This is a genomic window from Pumilibacter intestinalis (assembly GCF_943193005.1).
GTDB classification, from domain to species: domain Bacteria; phylum Bacillota; class Clostridia; order Christensenellales; family Pumilibacteraceae; genus Pumilibacter; species Pumilibacter intestinalis.
This window is the reverse complement of record NZ_CALPCH010000014.1, coordinates 1-15,535: the sequence shown is the minus strand read 5'-3', so window position 1 is coordinate 15,535 and position 15,535 is coordinate 1. Positions and strand designations below refer to the sequence as shown.

Sequence of the window (15,535 nt, the reverse complement as noted above, 5' to 3'; positions counted from 1 at the left end):
AAGTCTTACTAAGATTGTTTCCGAACTCAAACTTGTGCTCGAATCGTCTCAGGATTGGGAAATGCGGCAGAGTAAAGAGTGGCGTTGGAACGAAGGTTCGTTTGTGCATAAACATAACGGAAAGTATTATATTAAACGCCGGGGGTTGTGGACGTGAGAAGAAGATGAACTACCATCGGCTCGTCATAGCCTTCCAAGTTTGCGAATTTGTTAAATTCGGTTACTTTGATTTTGTAAGTCGTACCCGCTTTCAAAGGTCCCATGTCGGCTTTGGCTGTGAGATACATATTGTAACTTATGGCAAGCGTATCGCCTTCTACAAGATAAAGGCTACGTTTTACCGTTATTTCAAACGCAAATAAGACGTTATACTTTACTACTTTGAACACAATACGAAAGAGTTTATTTTCGGACGGCGTTTTTATACGGTCGCTTTTGTATCTCGGATATAAACTCTCTTGCCGAAATGATTGCGCACGCGATTGTTTTGTGTTATAATACGTTCAATCATGTCTTTAATAAACGTGCAAAATCTTACTTTCGGTTATTACGGGGCGAGCAAGAACGTATTCGAAAACGTGAGCTTTGCCATAGATACCGATTGGAAAACGGGATTTGTGGGGCGCAACGGCAGAGGGAAAACAACCTTTCTCAATTTGCTGACCGGCAAATACGAATACTCGGGAAAAATATCGGCGAACGTTAAGTTCACCTATTTTCCGTTTGCGTTAAAGGACGAAAGCGGACTCGTGCAAGACGTTTTGGGGCAGGTGTGCCCCATGGCGGAGGAGTGGGAAATATTACGCGAGTTTTCCTATCTCGACCTCTCGCCCGAAATACCGTATCGCGAATACGCGAGCTTGTCGAGCGGCGAGAAAACGAAGGCGTTGCTCGCGGGACTGTTTTTGAACGACGGTGAGTTTTTGCTCATAGACGAACCTACAAATCACCTCGACTCCGCGGCGAGGAAAACGGTTGCGGAGTATCTGCGCGGCAAAAAGAGCTTTTTGCTTGTTTCGCACGACAGGGCGTTTTTGGACGGTTGCGTAGACCACATACTTTCGGTCAACCGCTCGAACATTGAGGTGCAGAGCGGTAATTTTTCGTCGTGGTACGAAAATTTCGAGCGGCAACAGGCATACGAGAACGCGCAAAACGAAAGGCTCAAAAAGGATATAGCGCGGCTGGGCGAGGCGGCGAAACGCGCCGCGGCATGGTCGGATAAAACGGAGCGAACCAAATACGGCAAAAACGACTCGGGACTCAAGTCCGACAGGGGATACGTGGGGCACAAGTCGGCAAAGATGATGAAACGCGCCAAATCCGCCGAGGCTCGGGCGCAAAAGGGCATGGAGCAAAAGGCGGGACTTCTCAAAAACGCCGAAACCGTCCAAAAGCTGAAGCTCGGTCCGCTCGAGTATCGCGCCGAGCGAGTGCTCGGGCTTTACGGCGTGGAAATAGCCTACGGCAACGTAAAGGCGTGCGGACCTGTGGATTTGGAGCTTATGCGTGGCGAGCGCGTTGCGCTGTGCGGCAAAAACGGTTGCGGAAAGAGCAGTTTGCTTAAGCTCGTTATAGGCGAGGACGTTCCGCATACCGGCACTTTCGCGCTCTCCTCGGGCGTGAAAATTTCCTACGTGCCGCAAACCCACGAGAGCGTGTTCGGAAAGATATCCGACTTTGCCCGAACTCACGGCATAGACGAGTCGCTGTTTAGAGCGGTGCTCGATAAAATGGGATTTTCGATTGCCGACTGCGGCGAGGACCTTGCGGCGTGTTCGCCGGGGCAAAAGAAAAAACTTTTGATAGCCAAAAGTCTTTGCGAAAAGGCGCACCTTTATATTTGGGACGAGCCCCTCAATTATCTCGATATTTACGCCCGCATGCAAATCGAAGAGCTCATACTCGAGTTTTGCCCCACAATGATATTCGTAGAGCACGACGAGGCGTTTGTATGCGCGGCGGCTACTCGCAGGATAACTTTGTGATTTAATTCATATTATATACACATTTTCGTTATCCCGCATTCAAAACCGTGTGGTAATATTTACTCCGAAGCGGAATTGTTCGCCGCGGTTTCCGCCTTGAAAGCGGCGAGTTCTTCTTTGAGTCTGAGCACCTCGCGGCTTAAGCGCACCTTGTCGTCTTCGGAGAGTTTGCGAGCTTCGCGCTCTATGGAGAGTCGCTCCTCGTAAGACTCGCGCATTGCGGTAATTTCCATATCCGCGCCTAGTTTCGCGTTTTCGGCGGCGTTCGTTTGAGCTTTGAGCGCGAGTTCGAGTCTGCGAGCCGAAGCCTCCGCGTCGGTTGCCCGCGTGCGAGCCTTCTCGAGCGCGGCTTTGAGTATCTCCACCTCTTCGTGCGACTTTTCCGCTTCTCTCTTCCAATTGTCGGCAGACTTTTTCCACGTTTCGGCGGTTGCGTTGCGCGCGCTCTCGGCGGCTTGCCTGCCGGCGGCGAAACCGTCGTTATATGCCTGACGCCGAGCGTCGGCGATTACCTGTTGTGCTCCCGCCGCAGTGCCCATATAGGGGCGGGAAGCCGCCGCTTGAGCCGCCGCGCGTGCCCGAGCCGCCGCAGCCGCCCTCGCGCGAGCCATTGCCGCCGCGTCGGTCGAGCCCTGTTCCGCTCTCTTTTTGTCGGCGGCGCGCTTGTCGTCGTACGCCTTGCGTTTGGCGGGGTCGCCGAGAGTTTCCATGGCTTCGTTTACTTCGGCGAATTTTTTCGCCGTTTCCGCGTCGCCCGGATGCAAGTCGGGATGGTACTTTTTAGCCAATGCCCTGTAAGTTTGTTTGATTTCGTCGTCGGTAGCCGTTTCGGGCAAACCCAATACAGTGTAAAAAGTGCTCATATCGCCTTTTATTATATCATTTATATTCGGATTATGCAAGACTAAAGCATAAAAAAGTTAGGGAATACGTAAATAAATTATACACAGCCGCACTGCAAAATAGACGAAATTACTTGATATCGCGGGTCTTATTGTGGTATACTATAGCTTAGAACATTATACGGCTGAAATTTTCGGAGGTAAAAATATTTGAAATCGAGCACGAAAGGCATTATCGCGGTTATATCCGTTTTGGTTGTTTTCGCGATAGTCGCGCTTATAGTCACTACCACTCTTAACAGCGCGGCGGAGGTTGCTTTCACTAAAATCCGCGAAGAGCTGCACGAGGGCAACGTAACGGCTATAAGCATAAACAACGATAAAGTTAACGTAAAGTACAAAGACGGCAACAAAAAGAAAACTTACGACGAATTCGCGTACGCACCCTATCAGGTTGTTTGGGACGAGGTGAGCGCGTATCTTGCCGCTCGCGACGAGGTTGTGGGCGAGGCTCAAGCGGCGGTTGACGAAGCCAAAAAGAAGGTTGACGACTTAAAAGACAGCAACGACCAAGCCGCGAAAGACCAAGCCGCCGAAGAACTCGCAAAAGCGAGCGCGGCGCTCGACAACGCGAACAAGACCTATCCCGAGCTTAAGCTCACCTTTAACGACCGCAACGCGGGCAGTATTTGGAACATACTTTATCCCATAGTGGGAATAATTCTCATAGGCGTAATGGCGTTCTTCCTGTTCAGAAGCATGGGCGGGCAGAACAAGCAAGCCATGAATTTCGGAAAGAGCAAGGCGAACGCTCAGTCCAACCTCAAAGTGCGCTTTACCGACGTGGCGGGCGCGGACGAAGAAAAGCAGGAGCTTGCCGAAATAGTGGAGTTCTTAAAGTCGCCCAAAAAGTTTACCGACGTTGGGGCGCGTATCCCCAAAGGAGTGCTTTTGGTAGGTCCTCCGGGCACGGGTAAAACTTTGTTTGCCAAAGCGGTGGCGGGCGAAGCCAACGTGCCGTTCTTCTCCATTTCGGGTTCGGACTTTGTGGAGATGTTCGTGGGCGTGGGCGCGAGCCGCGTGCGCGACCTCTTTGACCAAGCGAAGAAGAACATGCCATGCATTATATTCATAGACGAGATAGACGCGGTGGGACGCCAACGCGGAGCGGGGCTGGGCGGCGGACACGACGAACGCGAGCAAACGCTCAATCAGTTGCTCGTGCAGATGGACGGTTTCGAAACCAACGACGGCGTAATAGTAATGGCGGCAACCAACCGCGCGGATATACTCGACCCCGCGCTGTTGCGCCCCGGCAGGTTCGACCGCCAAATATACGTAAACATTCCCGACGTGCGCGGCAGAGAGGCGATTTTCAAAGTGCACGCCCGCAACAAGCCCATTTCTCCCGACGTCGACTTTCAGGTGCTCGCCCGCATAACGAGCGGATTTTCGGGCGCGGAGATAGCCAACCTCTTAAACGAAGCCGCGATACTGTGCGCTCGCGACAACCGCACGCAGATAAGCATGGAAGACCTTTACGAGGGCATAAACAAAGTGGTTATGGGCCCTCAGAAAAAGTCGAGACTCGTAACCGAGGTGGATAAGCGCATAACGGCTTATCACGAGGCGGGTCACGCGATAGTGGCTCGGCTCGAGCCTATGTGCGACCCCGTGCACGAGGTTTCCATAATTCCCCGCGGTCAGGCGGCGGGCTACACAATGACCCGCCCCGAGTCGGACGACAACCACATGACGGTGGGCAAACTCAAAGCCAATCTTTCCATGAGCATGGGCGGCAGAGCGGCGGAAGAACTCGTGATAGAGGATATCACGACCGGCGCGGTGGGCGACATAAAGCACGCCACCGATATTGCCCGCAAGATGGTTATGGAGTGGGGCATGTCCGAGCTCGGTCCCGTGTATTACGGTTCCAATCAAGAGGTGTTCTTAGGGCGCGATTACCAATCCACGCACACGTACAGCGAGTCGATTGCCACAAAGATAGACGAAGCCGTTGCCGCGCTGGTGGAAACGGCGCACAAAGACGCGGTGAAAAAACTCACCGAGCACCGCGCCGTAATGGACTGCATGGTGCGCCTGCTCATAGAGCGCGAAACCATATACACCGAAGAGGTGGATATGATTATGGAAGGCAAACCGTATGAAGAGGTGCGCGACGCGCTCGACGCCCGACTTGCCAAAAAGTATAACAACTGAAAAAGGAAGATAACAGGTTATGAATAAGAAGGCAAAAATTTCGCTTATAGTCACCGCGTCGGTTTTGGGCGCAATACTCGTTGCGGTTATAGTGCTTTGTTGCGTTACCGTAAAGCCGCTCAAAGATTTCATGGATTACGATACCGTGAACGTAACGCCTTACGAATCGTCCGCTCTGCCCGGCGGCACGGTGAAAGACAAACACAAAGCCGAGCTCGATAAAGCTCTCGAAAGCACGAGCTTTTCCATAATGCACGCAACGCTCGAGTTTGTGGGCAGTTACGGACCTGAGTTCGTAATGACCGAGGACAAAGACGGCAACGAGCAAAAGCAGGCTCTCACCATTGCCGACGCTCGCTCGGCGTGCGCCGCAACCGAAAACTCGTATATGCTCGAACTCGGTTTCGATAAAGTTCGCGAATACGAGGTGGACGGCGAAAAGATAAAGTACGACCGCATGATAATGAACGTGGCAACCACCAACGGCGAGGTTAAGTGGGTTAGGATTTATTTGTTCGAATACGCCTACGAAATTTCCACCGCGCCCGAAAACGCGGACTACCGCGTAAATCCCGTGCGCGTGCGCATGGACACGTCCGACTTATACATTGCGCTCGGAAACATTGCCAAAAAAATAACCGAAAAATAAAATTTTATTCCATATAAAAAACGTCCTCTCGGAATTATCCCGAAAGGACGTTTTTCGTTGTAAAATATTTTTGCGAAATATTTTAATTTACATCGCCGGACCTGTGGCGGACGGCGTGTATACTCTTGCCGCAAGCTCTTGATTGAGCGCGTAAAGTCCCTTTGCGTCGTGCCCGAAAAGCTCCATTTTCTTGAGCATATCGTCGGCGTTCTTTTCCTCCTCGCCCTGCTCTTTAATGAACCAGTCGAGGAACTGCATTGTCTTGAAATCTTTTAGTGCGAACGCTTCGGCGTAGATGTTGTTTATAAGCGAGGTAACGTATTGCTCGTGCTCGAGTCCCGCTTTGAGCGGCGCGGTGGTATCGGCGAATTTCTTGTCGGGTTTGGCTATGGCGTCGAAGGTAACGCGCACGCCGTTGTCTATGAGATATCTGCGCATCATCATTGCGTGGTCGCGCTCTTCCTGAGCCTGAACTTCGTACCAGTGTTCGAACCCGTCGAGCCCTTCGGCGGCGTAGTAGTTGGCGAAATCGAGATACAAATATCCCGAATACAGTTCTTTGTTTACCTGCTCGTTAATGAGCTTTGCTATCTTTTCGTTTAACATGTTTGTCCTCCGTGGATTTATTTGCTTATATTATAGTATTATGCGCACGAAAAATCAACCGAATTGCGCCACAAAAAATATGACGGGCTACACGCCGAAATTCTCTTGACATCCGCTCCGCAAAATAATATAATATATAAGTTGACTTTTAGGGTCGGCTCAGTTTATCGAGGTGTAGCGCAGTTGGTAGCGCGCATGGTTCGGGACCATGAGGCCGCGAGTTCGAGTCTCGCCACTTCGACCAAAGCGAATGAGGACGCGTTCGGCGTCCTTTTTGCGTATTGCGGGTTGAAAGAGATTGATTTGTGCGGTTTAATGTGATAAAATATTCGGTATAAAATAAATTGCGAGGGGCAACCGAAGATGGAGAACAAAAAGAAGAAGATAGTGTTTTTGGGCGACAGCATAACGCAAGGGTCGTGCGCGAGCGCACCCGAAAAGATTTACCACGCCGTGGCGGCAAAGTTGCTCGGCAACTGCGACGCCGTAAACATGGGCTTGAGCGGCACTCGCATAGCAAGGCAAACCCGTCCGTCGGCGGACGCGGCTTGCGATTTGGATTACAATATTCGCGCCCGCGAAATAGAGGGAGAGCCGGACTGCGTGGTTGTGTTCGGCGGCACCAACGATTACGGGCACGGCGACGCGCCGATGGGCGAGTTCGGCGACCGTACGCCGTACACCTTTTGCGGGGCGTGCGCCGCACTGCTCGGCTATTTAACGGACAGATACGGCAAAGAAAAAATTTGCGTTATACTGCCGCTTAGGCGATTAAGCGAACAAAATCCGTTTGGCGACGGAAGCAAAAAGGAAGCGGGCGCACCGCTTTGCGATTACGTTGCGGCTCTACTAAAGGCGGCGAACGCCGCGGGCGTTCGCGTGCTCGACCTGCGCGGTTGCAACGAACTCAATCCCGAAACGGCGGCGGGCGCGGCTAACTTTGCCGACGGTTTGCATCCTAACGATTCGGGACACGCGCTTTTGGGCGAAAAAGTCGCGGAGTTTTTGCGCGGCGAGGGCATGGCTTGATAAATTCGCGCGAGGGCGTGCAAATGTTGCCAAAAGGATTGATTTTCGCCGCGTATTGTGATAGAATATAAAAAACTATACTTTTTTACGGAGGCAAAAACCAAACATGACGGGCATTGCACAAAGGGCGAAAAGAGTTTCGCCGTCGCTTACACTCGAGATAACCGCCAAAGCCAAGAAGATGAAGGCGGAAGGTAAGCCCGTAATATCGTTCGGTGCGGGAGAACCCGACTTTAACACGCCCGAATACATAGTTAAAGCCGCCGAGCACGCGCTCGAAGAGGGCATGACCAAATACACGCCCGCCTCGGGCACCGACGCTCTCAAGCAGGCAATCGCGCTCAAATTCAAAAAAGACAATACGCTCGAATACGACTCCAAGTGCATAGTCGTGTCCAACGGCGCAAAGCACGCGCTCTACAACGCTTTTTCGGCTCTCGTGAACCCCGGCGAAGAGGTTATAATTCCCGCGCCGTTTTGGCTCACCTATCCCGAGCTTGTAAAGCTGTGCGACGGCGTTCCGGTATACGTTCATACCAAAGCGGAAAACGGATTTAAGATGACCGCCGACGAACTCAAGTCGGCTTTGACGAATAAGACCAAAGCGGTGCTCATAAACAATCCCTGTAATCCCACGGGCGCGGTGTATACTCGCGCCGAACTGGAGTCGCTCGCGAAAGTTCTCGAGAATACCGACGTATACATAATATCGGACGAGATTTACGAAAAGCTCACCTATACCGACGGAGAATACTATTCCATAGCGCAGTATTCCGAGAATATAAAAGACCGCACCGTGGTTGTAAACGGCGTGTCAAAAACCTATTCCATGACGGGCTGGCGCATAGGCTACACCGCGTCCAACGCGGAGGTTGCGAAAGCCATATCGAGCATACAGAGCCACACCACCTCCAACCCCAACTCCATAGCGCAGTACGCCGCGCAGGAAGCGTATTTGCACAGCGAGGGCGAGAGCTTTTTGGAGAGCATGCGTAAAACGTTCGACGAGCGGCGCAAACTCATGGCGGAGAAACTCGCCGAGATAAAGGGAGTGGATTTCATCTATCCCGAAGGCGCGTTTTACGTTATGGTGCATATAAAGAATTTACTCGGCAAAACGAGCGAGGGCGGGGCGGAGCTTAACAGCGCGTACAACGTGGCTACGGCGTTGCTTGGCGAGAAGATGGTTGCGGCAATCCCCTGCGAGTCGTTCGGCGCACCCGAATATTTGCGGCTAAGCTACGCCATAAGCAAAGAGGATATCGCCGAGGGACTGAAGCGTTTCAAAGAATTCGCGGAAACGGCTAAGCGTTAAAATAGTATATAATAAGGATATAAGCATTGGCGGCAAAAAAAGAAGTACAACTCAATAAGAGCACGGGATTGCTCGAAACCAAACCGCACGACTACAGGTTGCACGACGTGCCCGAGCCCGAGCTTTACCGCGGCATTTTCGATTTCGACGAAGTGCCCAAAACCATATTCAACGATATAATCGTGCCGCGCCGCATGCCCGAACGGATTTTTATTACCGACACCACGTTTCGCGACGGACAGCAGTCTACCGCGCCCTTTTCGGTCGAGCAGATAGTTACTATATACAAATTGCTTTCTAAGCTCGGCGGCAAAAAGGGGATAATACGGCAATCCGAATTTTTCCTTTATTCAGAAAAAGACCGCAAAGCGGTAATCGCGTGCCGCGAGAGCGGTTGCGAGTTTCCCGAAATCACGAGTTGGATACGCGCCGACGCTCGCGACTTTAAGCTCGTGAAAGATATGCAAATAAAGGAAACGGGCATACTCGTAAGTTGCAGTGATTATCACATTTTCAAGAAGATGAACTTAACTCGCGCGCAAGCCATGGAAAAATATCTTTCCATAGTGAAAGACGCTCTTTCCGATGGCATTGTGCCGCGCTGTCATTTCGAAGATATAACCCGCGCCGATTTTTACGGCTTTGTAGTGCCCTTTGCCCGCGAACTCATGCGGCTCGCGAGAGATAGCAAAATACCCGTAAAGATAAGGGCGTGCGACACTCTCGGGCTCGGCGTGACATATCCCGGCACCGCGCTTCCGAGGAGCGTGCAAGGCATAGTGTACGGGCTTAGGGAATACGCCGAAGTGCCCTCCGAGCAACTCGAGTGGCACGGGCACAACGACTTTTACAAGGTTGTGGCGAACGCCGCCACCGCATGGCTATACGGCTGTTGCGGGGTGAACTGCTCGTTGCTCGGCATAGGCGAACGCACGGGCAACTGTCCCACCGAAGCTATGTGCATGGAATACGCCCAACTCAAGGGCAGTGCCGACGGCATGGACTTAAGCGCGATAACCGAAATAGCCGAATATTTCGAAAAGGAAATAGGCTACGTAATACCGCCCATGACTCCGTTTGCGGGCAGGGCGTTCAACGCCACTCGCGCGGGCATACACGCCGACGGAATGCTCAAAAATCCCGAAATATACAACATATTCGACACCGAGAAACTGCTCGGGCGCAAACCTTACGTGAGCGTGTCCAACGCCTCGGGGCTCAGCGGCATAGCCTACTGGCTCAACGATTATTACGAGCTTACGGGCGACGACGTAATAGACAAATCCGACCCGCTCGTGGCGGCGGTAAAAGCGCAGGTAGACGAGGAGTATGCCAAGGGGCGCAACACCGTAATGGGCGACGACGAACTTGACAGCATGGTGCGCCTTGCGGATAAACGCAGGCACAAGTTGCTCGGCATGGGAAGCAGTAAGTAGATTTAAAAAGTAAAAATTTTGGGCGGGAAACCGCGCAAATAAAATAACAAGGAGTATAAGAACATGGTTGAACTGATTTACGGAGCAAAGGGAACGGGCAAAACTCAACGCATTATAGAAAAGGCAAACGCCCGCGTAGGCGAAGTCAAAGGCAACGTGGTGTTTATCACGCCGATAGACAAATACAGTTTGGACATTTCGAACAGCATACGTTTTGTGGTAACCGCCGAATACGGAATAGAAAAGGCGTGCGCCCTCAAATCGTTTATAAAGGGCATGATTGCGGGCAACTCGGATATTTGCGATTTCTTCATAGACGGACTTGCTCGCATAGGCGACGTAGACCCCGTGGAATTCATTCCTCTTTTAGACGAGATTTCCACTCGCTACAACGTGAACTTTACGGTAACTTTGAGCATGGCGGAAGTGCCCGCGAAACTCAAAAGATATTTGTAATTGAGCCTTTTGGCGTCAAAAGGCTCGCGAAAACCGCAAAGGGGGGCGGAGCGATTTCGACGCGCCCCGCCCCCTTTGAACCCCCACTCTCCACGACTTCTCTGCGAGAAGCAATAAAGTTTAATACGGGCAACCCCGTCATTGCGAGCATAGCGAAGCAATCCCCTGCATGGAGCAAGTACGGCAACTGTTCGGTTCTCATGCAAGGGATTGCCGCGTCGGGCAAAGCCCTCCTCGCAATGACAGTGTCCCCGAACTATATAAGGATAGCTCTATGAAATTTTACAGTACCAGAAACAAGAATAACGTGGCGAGCGGAGCGCAAGCCGTGTGCCGCGGAATAAGCGAGGAGGGCGGGCTATACGTCCCCTCGGAATTTCCCGTTGTGTCGAAAGAAAAAACGGAATCGTTTTGCGGCGCGGCTTACGAGGATACGGCGGCGGAAATAGTGGGCATGTTTTTGCCCGAGCTTACCGAGCTTGCCGAATATACGCGGGCGGCGTATTCGCGTTTTTGCGGCGACCCCGCGCCTGTGGTGCAAATAGCCGAAAACACATTTATAACCGAGTTGTGGCACGGACCTACCCACGCGTTCAAAGATATCGCGCTCACGCTTTTGCCGCATTTGCTTTCGGGCTCGAAAAAGATACTCGGCAACGATAAAATCACGCTCATACCCGTAGCCACGAGCGGTGACACGGGCAAAGCCGCGCTCGAGGGGTTCGGCGGGGTGGAGGGCACTGCCGTTGCGGTGTTTTACCCGAGCGGCGGAGTGTCGGACCTGCAAAAGCTCCAAATGATAACCACCGAGCACAAAAACGTGTTCGTGTCGGCTATAAACGGCAATTTCGACGACGCGCAAACCGCGGTTAAAAAGGCGTTCGCAAACGAGCGACTCATAAAAGAACTTGCGGACGAGGGCATAGAGCTGTCGAGCGCGAATTCCATAAATTTCGGGCGACTCGCTCCGCAGATAACGTACTATTTCACCTCTTACGCCGACCTGCTCGACGGAGGCAGAATAAAGTACGGCGACAAAGTGGATTTCTGCGTTCCGAGCGGAAATTTCGGCGATATTTTGGCGGGTTATTACGCGCTCAAAATGGGGCTTCCCGTAGGCAGACTGATTTGCGCCTCCAACGTGAACAACGTGCTTTGCGACTTTATCAACACGGGCGTATACGACCGCAGGCGCGAATTTCACAAAACCACGAGTCCGAGCATGGATATACTCATTTCTTCCAACCTCGAACGGCTCATATTCGACTTGAGCGGCGAAAACGACGAACTTACGGCGGAACGCATGAGTAAGCTGGGGAGCGAGGGCGTTTATTCGCTCACCGAAGAAGAAACCGAAAAAATGCAAAAGACATTCTCGGCGGGCTACGCCGAGGAGGACGAGGTTGCCGAAACCATATCCGAATATTTCGACGAGTACGGCTATATCATGGACCCGCACACCGCGGTTGCCGTTACCGTTGCGGACAAGCTGTGCGGCGGCGAACGCGAACGCCCTACGGTGATACTTTCCACCGCTTCGCCCCACAAGTTTGCGGCGAGCGTGCTCGAGGCGATAGGCGAAAAGCCCACGGGCAACGAGGTTAAAGACCTTGTCACGCTCGAAAACGCAACCGCGCTCGAAGTGCCCGAAACGCTTATAAGTTTGCCCAAAAAGGAAAAACTCTTCAACGGGTGCGTAAACCGCGATGAAGTAGCGGGCGCAATAAAAGAATTTGCCCAAAGGATGGCGCGTAAATGAGCGGCGAAACTACGGATACTATCCGAAAGAAAAAGATATTCAGCGCGGTGAAACCCACCGGCTCGCCCACTATAGGCAGTTACGCGGGCGCGCTCAAAAATTGGATTGCCATGCAGGACGCATACGACTGCGTGTACTGCGTTGCGGACTTGCACAGCATAACGGTGAGTTTGGAGCCTGCGGTATTTCGCAAAAACACGCTCGAAATGCTCGCAATGTATCTTGCGCTCGGCATAAATCCCGAAAAGTGCGTGCTGTTTTTGCAGTCGCACGTTTCGGCTCACGCCGAACTCGCTTGGGTGCTTAACTGTTACACTCAATTCGGCGAGGCGAGCCGCATGACTCAGTTTAAGGAAAAGAGCAAGCGCAATCCCGAAAACGTAAACGTGGGGCTTTTCGATTATCCCGTGCTCATGGCGGCGGACATACTGCTGTATCAGGCGGAAACGGTTCCCGTAGGCGAGGACCAAAAACAGCACGTGGAACTCGCCCGCAACATAGCGCAGAGGTTCAACAACCGCTACTCGCCCACGTTCGTGCTCCCCGAGCCCGTAATGCCTAAGTACGGCGCGAAAATATACGGGCTTCAGAACCCTACGGCAAAAATGAGCAAGTCGGAAGAAAATCCGAACGATTGCGTTTATCTCGCCGACGGCGCGGACGAAATAATGCGCAAGTTCAAAGCGGCTGTTACCGACAGCGACTCGGCGGTGAAATACGACAAAACAAACAAGCCGGGCATAAGCAATCTGCTTACAGTGTATTCGGTGTTTTCGGGCGAGAGCATAGACAAAGCCGAAAAGGAGTTCGAGGGCAAAGGGTACGCCGATTTCAAAAAGCGGGTGGGCGAAGCCGTTATAGAATTCTTAAAGCCCGTGCAAGCCGAGTATAAAAAGTTGCTTGCCGACAAAAATTATCTGCAAAGCGTTATGAAATCGGGTGCGGAACGTGCGGCGAGAATTGCCCGCCGCACGCTTAGCAAAGTTTACCGCAAAGTGGGCTTCGTGCCGTTGGAGCAATAAAATGTACGGCTACGTAGTGCCCGTAAAAGCCGAGCTCGGTCAGGCGGATTTTTGCCTTTACCGCGCCTTTTATTGCGGCATATGCAAGTCTATAGGCAAGCAGTACGGTCAAATGCCGCGCTTTACCACGAGTTACGATATCACGTTTTTGAGCGTTTTGTTGCACGACGTAACCAAACAGCACGTGGATTTCGTTAATCAAGGGTGCATATGCGGACCGCGCAAAAAAACGGTGGTGTGCCGCAACGAGCTTTTCGATAAGATAGTGGCGGCAAACATGATACTCGCGTACGCCAAAGCGGACGACGACGTAATAGACGGCGGCGGACTGAAAAAGAAAGCGGCGCGGCGAATGCTCGAAAAGCATTACCGTAAAGCCGCGGCAATGCTCCCCGAAGCGGACGCAATAGTGCGCGAGCAATACGCCAAACTGCGCGAGCTCGAAAAGGCGAACGCCGCGGGCATAGACAGGGTTGCCGACTGCTTTGCAACCATGCTCGAAAAAACGGGCATGTTGCTCACAAACTCAGCCGACGAAAATTTAGGCAAACTTTTATACAACGTGGGCAAGTTCGTATACGTTGCGGACGCCATAGACGACCTAGGCGAGGACTTTAAGAAAAAGCGGTACAATCCGCTAATAGCCGAGTACGGCGAGTTTAAGTCGCGCAAGAGTTTTATAGAAGAACACCGAGCCGAGCTTACGTTTTTGCTTGCGGGGACGGTGAACCGCGCAATAGAATGTTTCAACAAAATGGTGTTTACCGAGGCGAGCGACCTGCTCCGAAACATAATTTACAAAGGGCTTAGGAGCAAATGCGAGGAACTGCTTGCCAGCGAGAAAAAGCTCCCGCCCCCCAAGATATAACACAAAACGCACACATATATATAGTATAATAACCGAATGGATTTATCACGCGAGGAGGATAGCCTCGCGAGGACGTAGGCTTGATAAGCAAAAATAAAGTTACTATCCGAGAGGTAAAACAATGAAAGACCCGTACGGCGTACTCGGCTTAACCGCCGAGAGCACGCAAGAAGAACTCAAAGCGCGTTACGAAGAACTGAAAGCCCAATACGGCGAACAGCGTTTCAAGTCGGGCGCGGAAGGCAACGAGGGCGCGCGCAAGTTGAGCGAGCTCGAGTCGGCGTGGGATATGATATCCGCCGATTTCGAGAAAAAGCAAGCCAAAGAAGAATTCGGCGACGCCGACTACGGCGCGATAGACAATCTCATAAAAAACGGCAGTTACGACGACGCGCAACACAAGCTCGACGAAATAACCGACCGCACTGCCGAGTGGCACTATTTGCAGTCTATAGTATACTATAAACGCGAATGGCTTTCCGACAGCCGCAAACAGCTTGCCATAGCGGTGAGCATGGAGCCGCGCAACGAAAAGTATAAAACCGCGCTCGAAAAAATGGATATGGTAATGGGCAATCCGCAAGCCGACCCCCGCATTATAGGCATGGACCCCGCCCAACAGCCGCCTTCGGGGCAGGAGGGGCAGATGTGCGGCGGCAACGCTCTGAGCAATTGCTGTATGGCTTACATTTGCACCGATTGCTGCTGTTCCATGACGCGTTGCTGCGGCTAAAGGCGTTATTTTGAACGGCACCCGCAAATTGACTTATACCGCGGTGGGCGCGGCGATTTCCGCCGTGTGCGTTTTCCTTACCAATTTCGGCTGGCTGAAAGTGTCGCTTTTGATGTTCGCCGCGCTGTGCTATTATATAGTGTTCGTTAAATGCGGCTTTTTGCACGGACTCGCCGATATTGCGGTGAGCATGCTCGTTGCGTTTTTCGCACTCGGCATAACTCCGCTAAGTTCGGCGTTTTTGCTTAACGCCCTGATATTCGCGCCTTTTTCGGTGCTGTGCTATTTTATTCGCAAACTCTACTACACCAAGTGGCAAACCGCGCTAATCCGCATTGCCGCAATGATTGTGTTTGCAAACATATCTCTCGTTTGCGTATGGTTCACCGCAAAGTGGATTGTCACCATAGATATAGTGGGCATGGCGGCAAACATAGGCGGCTATCCCGTGCTCGCTCTTTTATTCACTTTCATGGCTCTCGTGTTCGACCTTTTGTTTAACCAATTGAGCATAAGATTGTGCAAACTTATAAAATAAAGTAGGGGGGGTGAGCCTTTTGGCGTCAAAAGGCTCGCGAAAACGCAGAGAGTTCCCGCTTTTGGAGGCGCCCC

General features: G+C 52.0%; 15 protein-coding genes and 1 tRNA gene. 13 read left to right on the top strand and 3 right to left on the bottom strand.

Annotation, left to right across the window (positions count from 1 at the left end; translation table 11 throughout):
* Positions 1 to 131: 131 nt before the first annotated feature.
* A complete protein-coding gene (locus tag NFR55_RS07555) occupies positions 132 to 389 on the bottom strand; it encodes a hypothetical protein (RefSeq protein WP_251547903.1) in 258 nt (85 codons plus the stop codon).
* A 120-nt stretch (positions 390 to 509) separates the two neighbouring features.
* Between NFR55_RS07555 and abc-f the strand changes: the two genes are divergently transcribed.
* Positions 510 to 1,988, top strand: a complete 1,479-nt coding sequence (abc-f, locus tag NFR55_RS07550; RefSeq protein WP_251547901.1) for a ribosomal protection-like ABC-F family protein — start codon at positions 510 to 512, stop codon at positions 1,986 to 1,988.
* A gap of 59 nt (positions 1,989 to 2,047) precedes the next feature.
* Here the strand turns inward: abc-f and NFR55_RS07545 are convergent, their stop codons facing one another.
* Positions 2,048 to 2,851 (bottom strand): DnaJ domain-containing protein, encoded by an 804-nt coding sequence (locus tag NFR55_RS07545; protein ID WP_251547899.1) that lies wholly within the window; start codon positions 2,849 to 2,851, stop codon positions 2,048 to 2,050.
* Between the two features lie 189 nt (positions 2,852 to 3,040).
* Between NFR55_RS07545 and ftsH the strand changes: the two genes are divergently transcribed.
* Positions 3,041 to 5,050 (top strand): ATP-dependent zinc metalloprotease FtsH, encoded by a 2,010-nt coding sequence (gene ftsH, locus NFR55_RS07540; protein WP_251547896.1) that lies wholly within the window; start codon positions 3,041 to 3,043, stop codon positions 5,048 to 5,050.
* Between the two features lie 19 nt (positions 5,051 to 5,069).
* On the top strand, positions 5,070 to 5,699 hold the full coding sequence (locus NFR55_RS07535; protein ID WP_251547894.1) for a hypothetical protein: 630 nt from the start codon (positions 5,070 to 5,072) through the stop codon (positions 5,697 to 5,699).
* An 87-nt stretch (positions 5,700 to 5,786) separates the two neighbouring features.
* Here the strand turns inward: NFR55_RS07535 and NFR55_RS07530 are convergent, their stop codons facing one another.
* Entirely contained in the window at positions 5,787 to 6,305 is a 519-nt protein-coding gene (locus NFR55_RS07530; RefSeq protein ID WP_251547892.1) for a ferritin, read from the bottom strand.
* A gap of 168 nt (positions 6,306 to 6,473) precedes the next feature.
* On the opposite strand from NFR55_RS07530, the gene NFR55_RS07525 reads away from it, so the two are divergent.
* The 10 genes from NFR55_RS07525 (at position 6,474) to NFR55_RS07480 (ending at position 15,461) form a co-directional block, all read left to right on the top strand.
* Positions 6,474 to 6,549, top strand: a tRNA-Pro gene (locus tag NFR55_RS07525).
* A 119-nt stretch (positions 6,550 to 6,668) separates the two neighbouring features.
* Complete coding sequence (locus tag NFR55_RS07520; protein ID WP_251547890.1) at positions 6,669 to 7,334, top strand: SGNH/GDSL hydrolase family protein; 666 nt, start codon at positions 6,669 to 6,671, stop codon at positions 7,332 to 7,334.
* Positions 7,335 to 7,440: 106 nt separating this feature from the next.
* The gene (locus NFR55_RS07515; protein ID WP_251547888.1) at positions 7,441 to 8,649 is read left to right on the top strand and encodes a pyridoxal phosphate-dependent aminotransferase; all 1,209 of its coding nucleotides are present in this window, start codon (positions 7,441 to 7,443) and stop codon (positions 8,647 to 8,649) included.
* Between the two features lie 26 nt (positions 8,650 to 8,675).
* Entirely contained in the window at positions 8,676 to 10,085 is a 1,410-nt protein-coding gene (locus NFR55_RS07510) for a beta/alpha barrel domain-containing protein (protein ID WP_251547886.1), read from the top strand.
* Positions 10,086 to 10,148: 63 nt separating this feature from the next.
* Complete coding sequence (locus tag NFR55_RS07505) at positions 10,149 to 10,541, top strand: hypothetical protein (RefSeq protein ID WP_251547884.1); 393 nt, start codon at positions 10,149 to 10,151, stop codon at positions 10,539 to 10,541.
* Between the two features lie 274 nt (positions 10,542 to 10,815).
* Positions 10,816 to 12,300, top strand: coding sequence for a threonine synthase (gene thrC, locus NFR55_RS07500; RefSeq protein WP_251547882.1), 1,485 nt, complete (start codon positions 10,816 to 10,818; stop codon positions 12,298 to 12,300).
* Positions 12,297 to 13,322: a tryptophan--tRNA ligase gene (trpS, locus tag NFR55_RS07495; RefSeq protein ID WP_251547880.1), complete on the top strand. Its 1,026-nt coding sequence runs from the start codon at positions 12,297 to 12,299 to the stop codon at positions 13,320 to 13,322. Before thrC ends, trpS begins: the two co-directional genes overlap by 4 nt.
* A gap of 1 nt (position 13,323) precedes the next feature.
* The gene (locus NFR55_RS07490) at positions 13,324 to 14,190 is read left to right on the top strand and encodes a DUF5685 family protein (RefSeq protein WP_251547878.1); all 867 of its coding nucleotides are present in this window, start codon (positions 13,324 to 13,326) and stop codon (positions 14,188 to 14,190) included.
* Between the two features lie 121 nt (positions 14,191 to 14,311).
* Positions 14,312 to 14,923 (top strand): hypothetical protein, encoded by a 612-nt coding sequence (locus NFR55_RS07485; RefSeq protein ID WP_251547876.1) that lies wholly within the window; start codon positions 14,312 to 14,314, stop codon positions 14,921 to 14,923.
* 10 nt (positions 14,924 to 14,933) lie between these two features.
* Positions 14,934 to 15,461 carry a hypothetical protein gene (locus tag NFR55_RS07480; protein ID WP_251547874.1) on the top strand — a complete coding sequence of 176 codons (528 nt, stop codon included), beginning with the start codon at positions 14,934 to 14,936 and terminating at the stop codon, positions 15,459 to 15,461.
* Positions 15,462 to 15,535 lie beyond the last annotated feature (74 nt).

Bases quoted from the DNA above. Each gene is read 5' to 3' on its own strand.
- abc-f (WP_251547901.1), top strand. From the start codon at position 510: ATGTCTTTAATAAACGTGCAAAATCTTACTTTCGGTTATTACGGGGCG.
- NFR55_RS07545 (WP_251547899.1), bottom strand. From the start codon at position 2,851: ATGAGCACTTTTTACACTGTATTGGGTTTGCCCGAAACGGCTACCGAC.
- NFR55_RS07535 (WP_251547894.1), top strand. From the start codon at position 5,070: ATGAATAAGAAGGCAAAAATTTCGCTTATAGTCACCGCGTCGGTTTTG.
- NFR55_RS07530 (WP_251547892.1), bottom strand. From the start codon at position 6,305: ATGTTAAACGAAAAGATAGCAAAGCTCATTAACGAGCAGGTAAACAAA.
- NFR55_RS07520 (WP_251547890.1), top strand. From the start codon at position 6,669: ATGGAGAACAAAAAGAAGAAGATAGTGTTTTTGGGCGACAGCATAACG.
- NFR55_RS07515 (WP_251547888.1), top strand. From the start codon at position 7,441: ATGACGGGCATTGCACAAAGGGCGAAAAGAGTTTCGCCGTCGCTTACA.
- NFR55_RS07505 (WP_251547884.1), top strand. From the start codon at position 10,149: ATGGTTGAACTGATTTACGGAGCAAAGGGAACGGGCAAAACTCAACGC.
- thrC (WP_251547882.1), top strand. From the start codon at position 10,816: ATGAAATTTTACAGTACCAGAAACAAGAATAACGTGGCGAGCGGAGCG.
- trpS (WP_251547880.1), top strand. From the start codon at position 12,297: ATGAGCGGCGAAACTACGGATACTATCCGAAAGAAAAAGATATTCAGC.
- NFR55_RS07490 (WP_251547878.1), top strand. From the start codon at position 13,324: ATGTACGGCTACGTAGTGCCCGTAAAAGCCGAGCTCGGTCAGGCGGAT.
- NFR55_RS07485 (WP_251547876.1), top strand. From the start codon at position 14,312: ATGAAAGACCCGTACGGCGTACTCGGCTTAACCGCCGAGAGCACGCAA.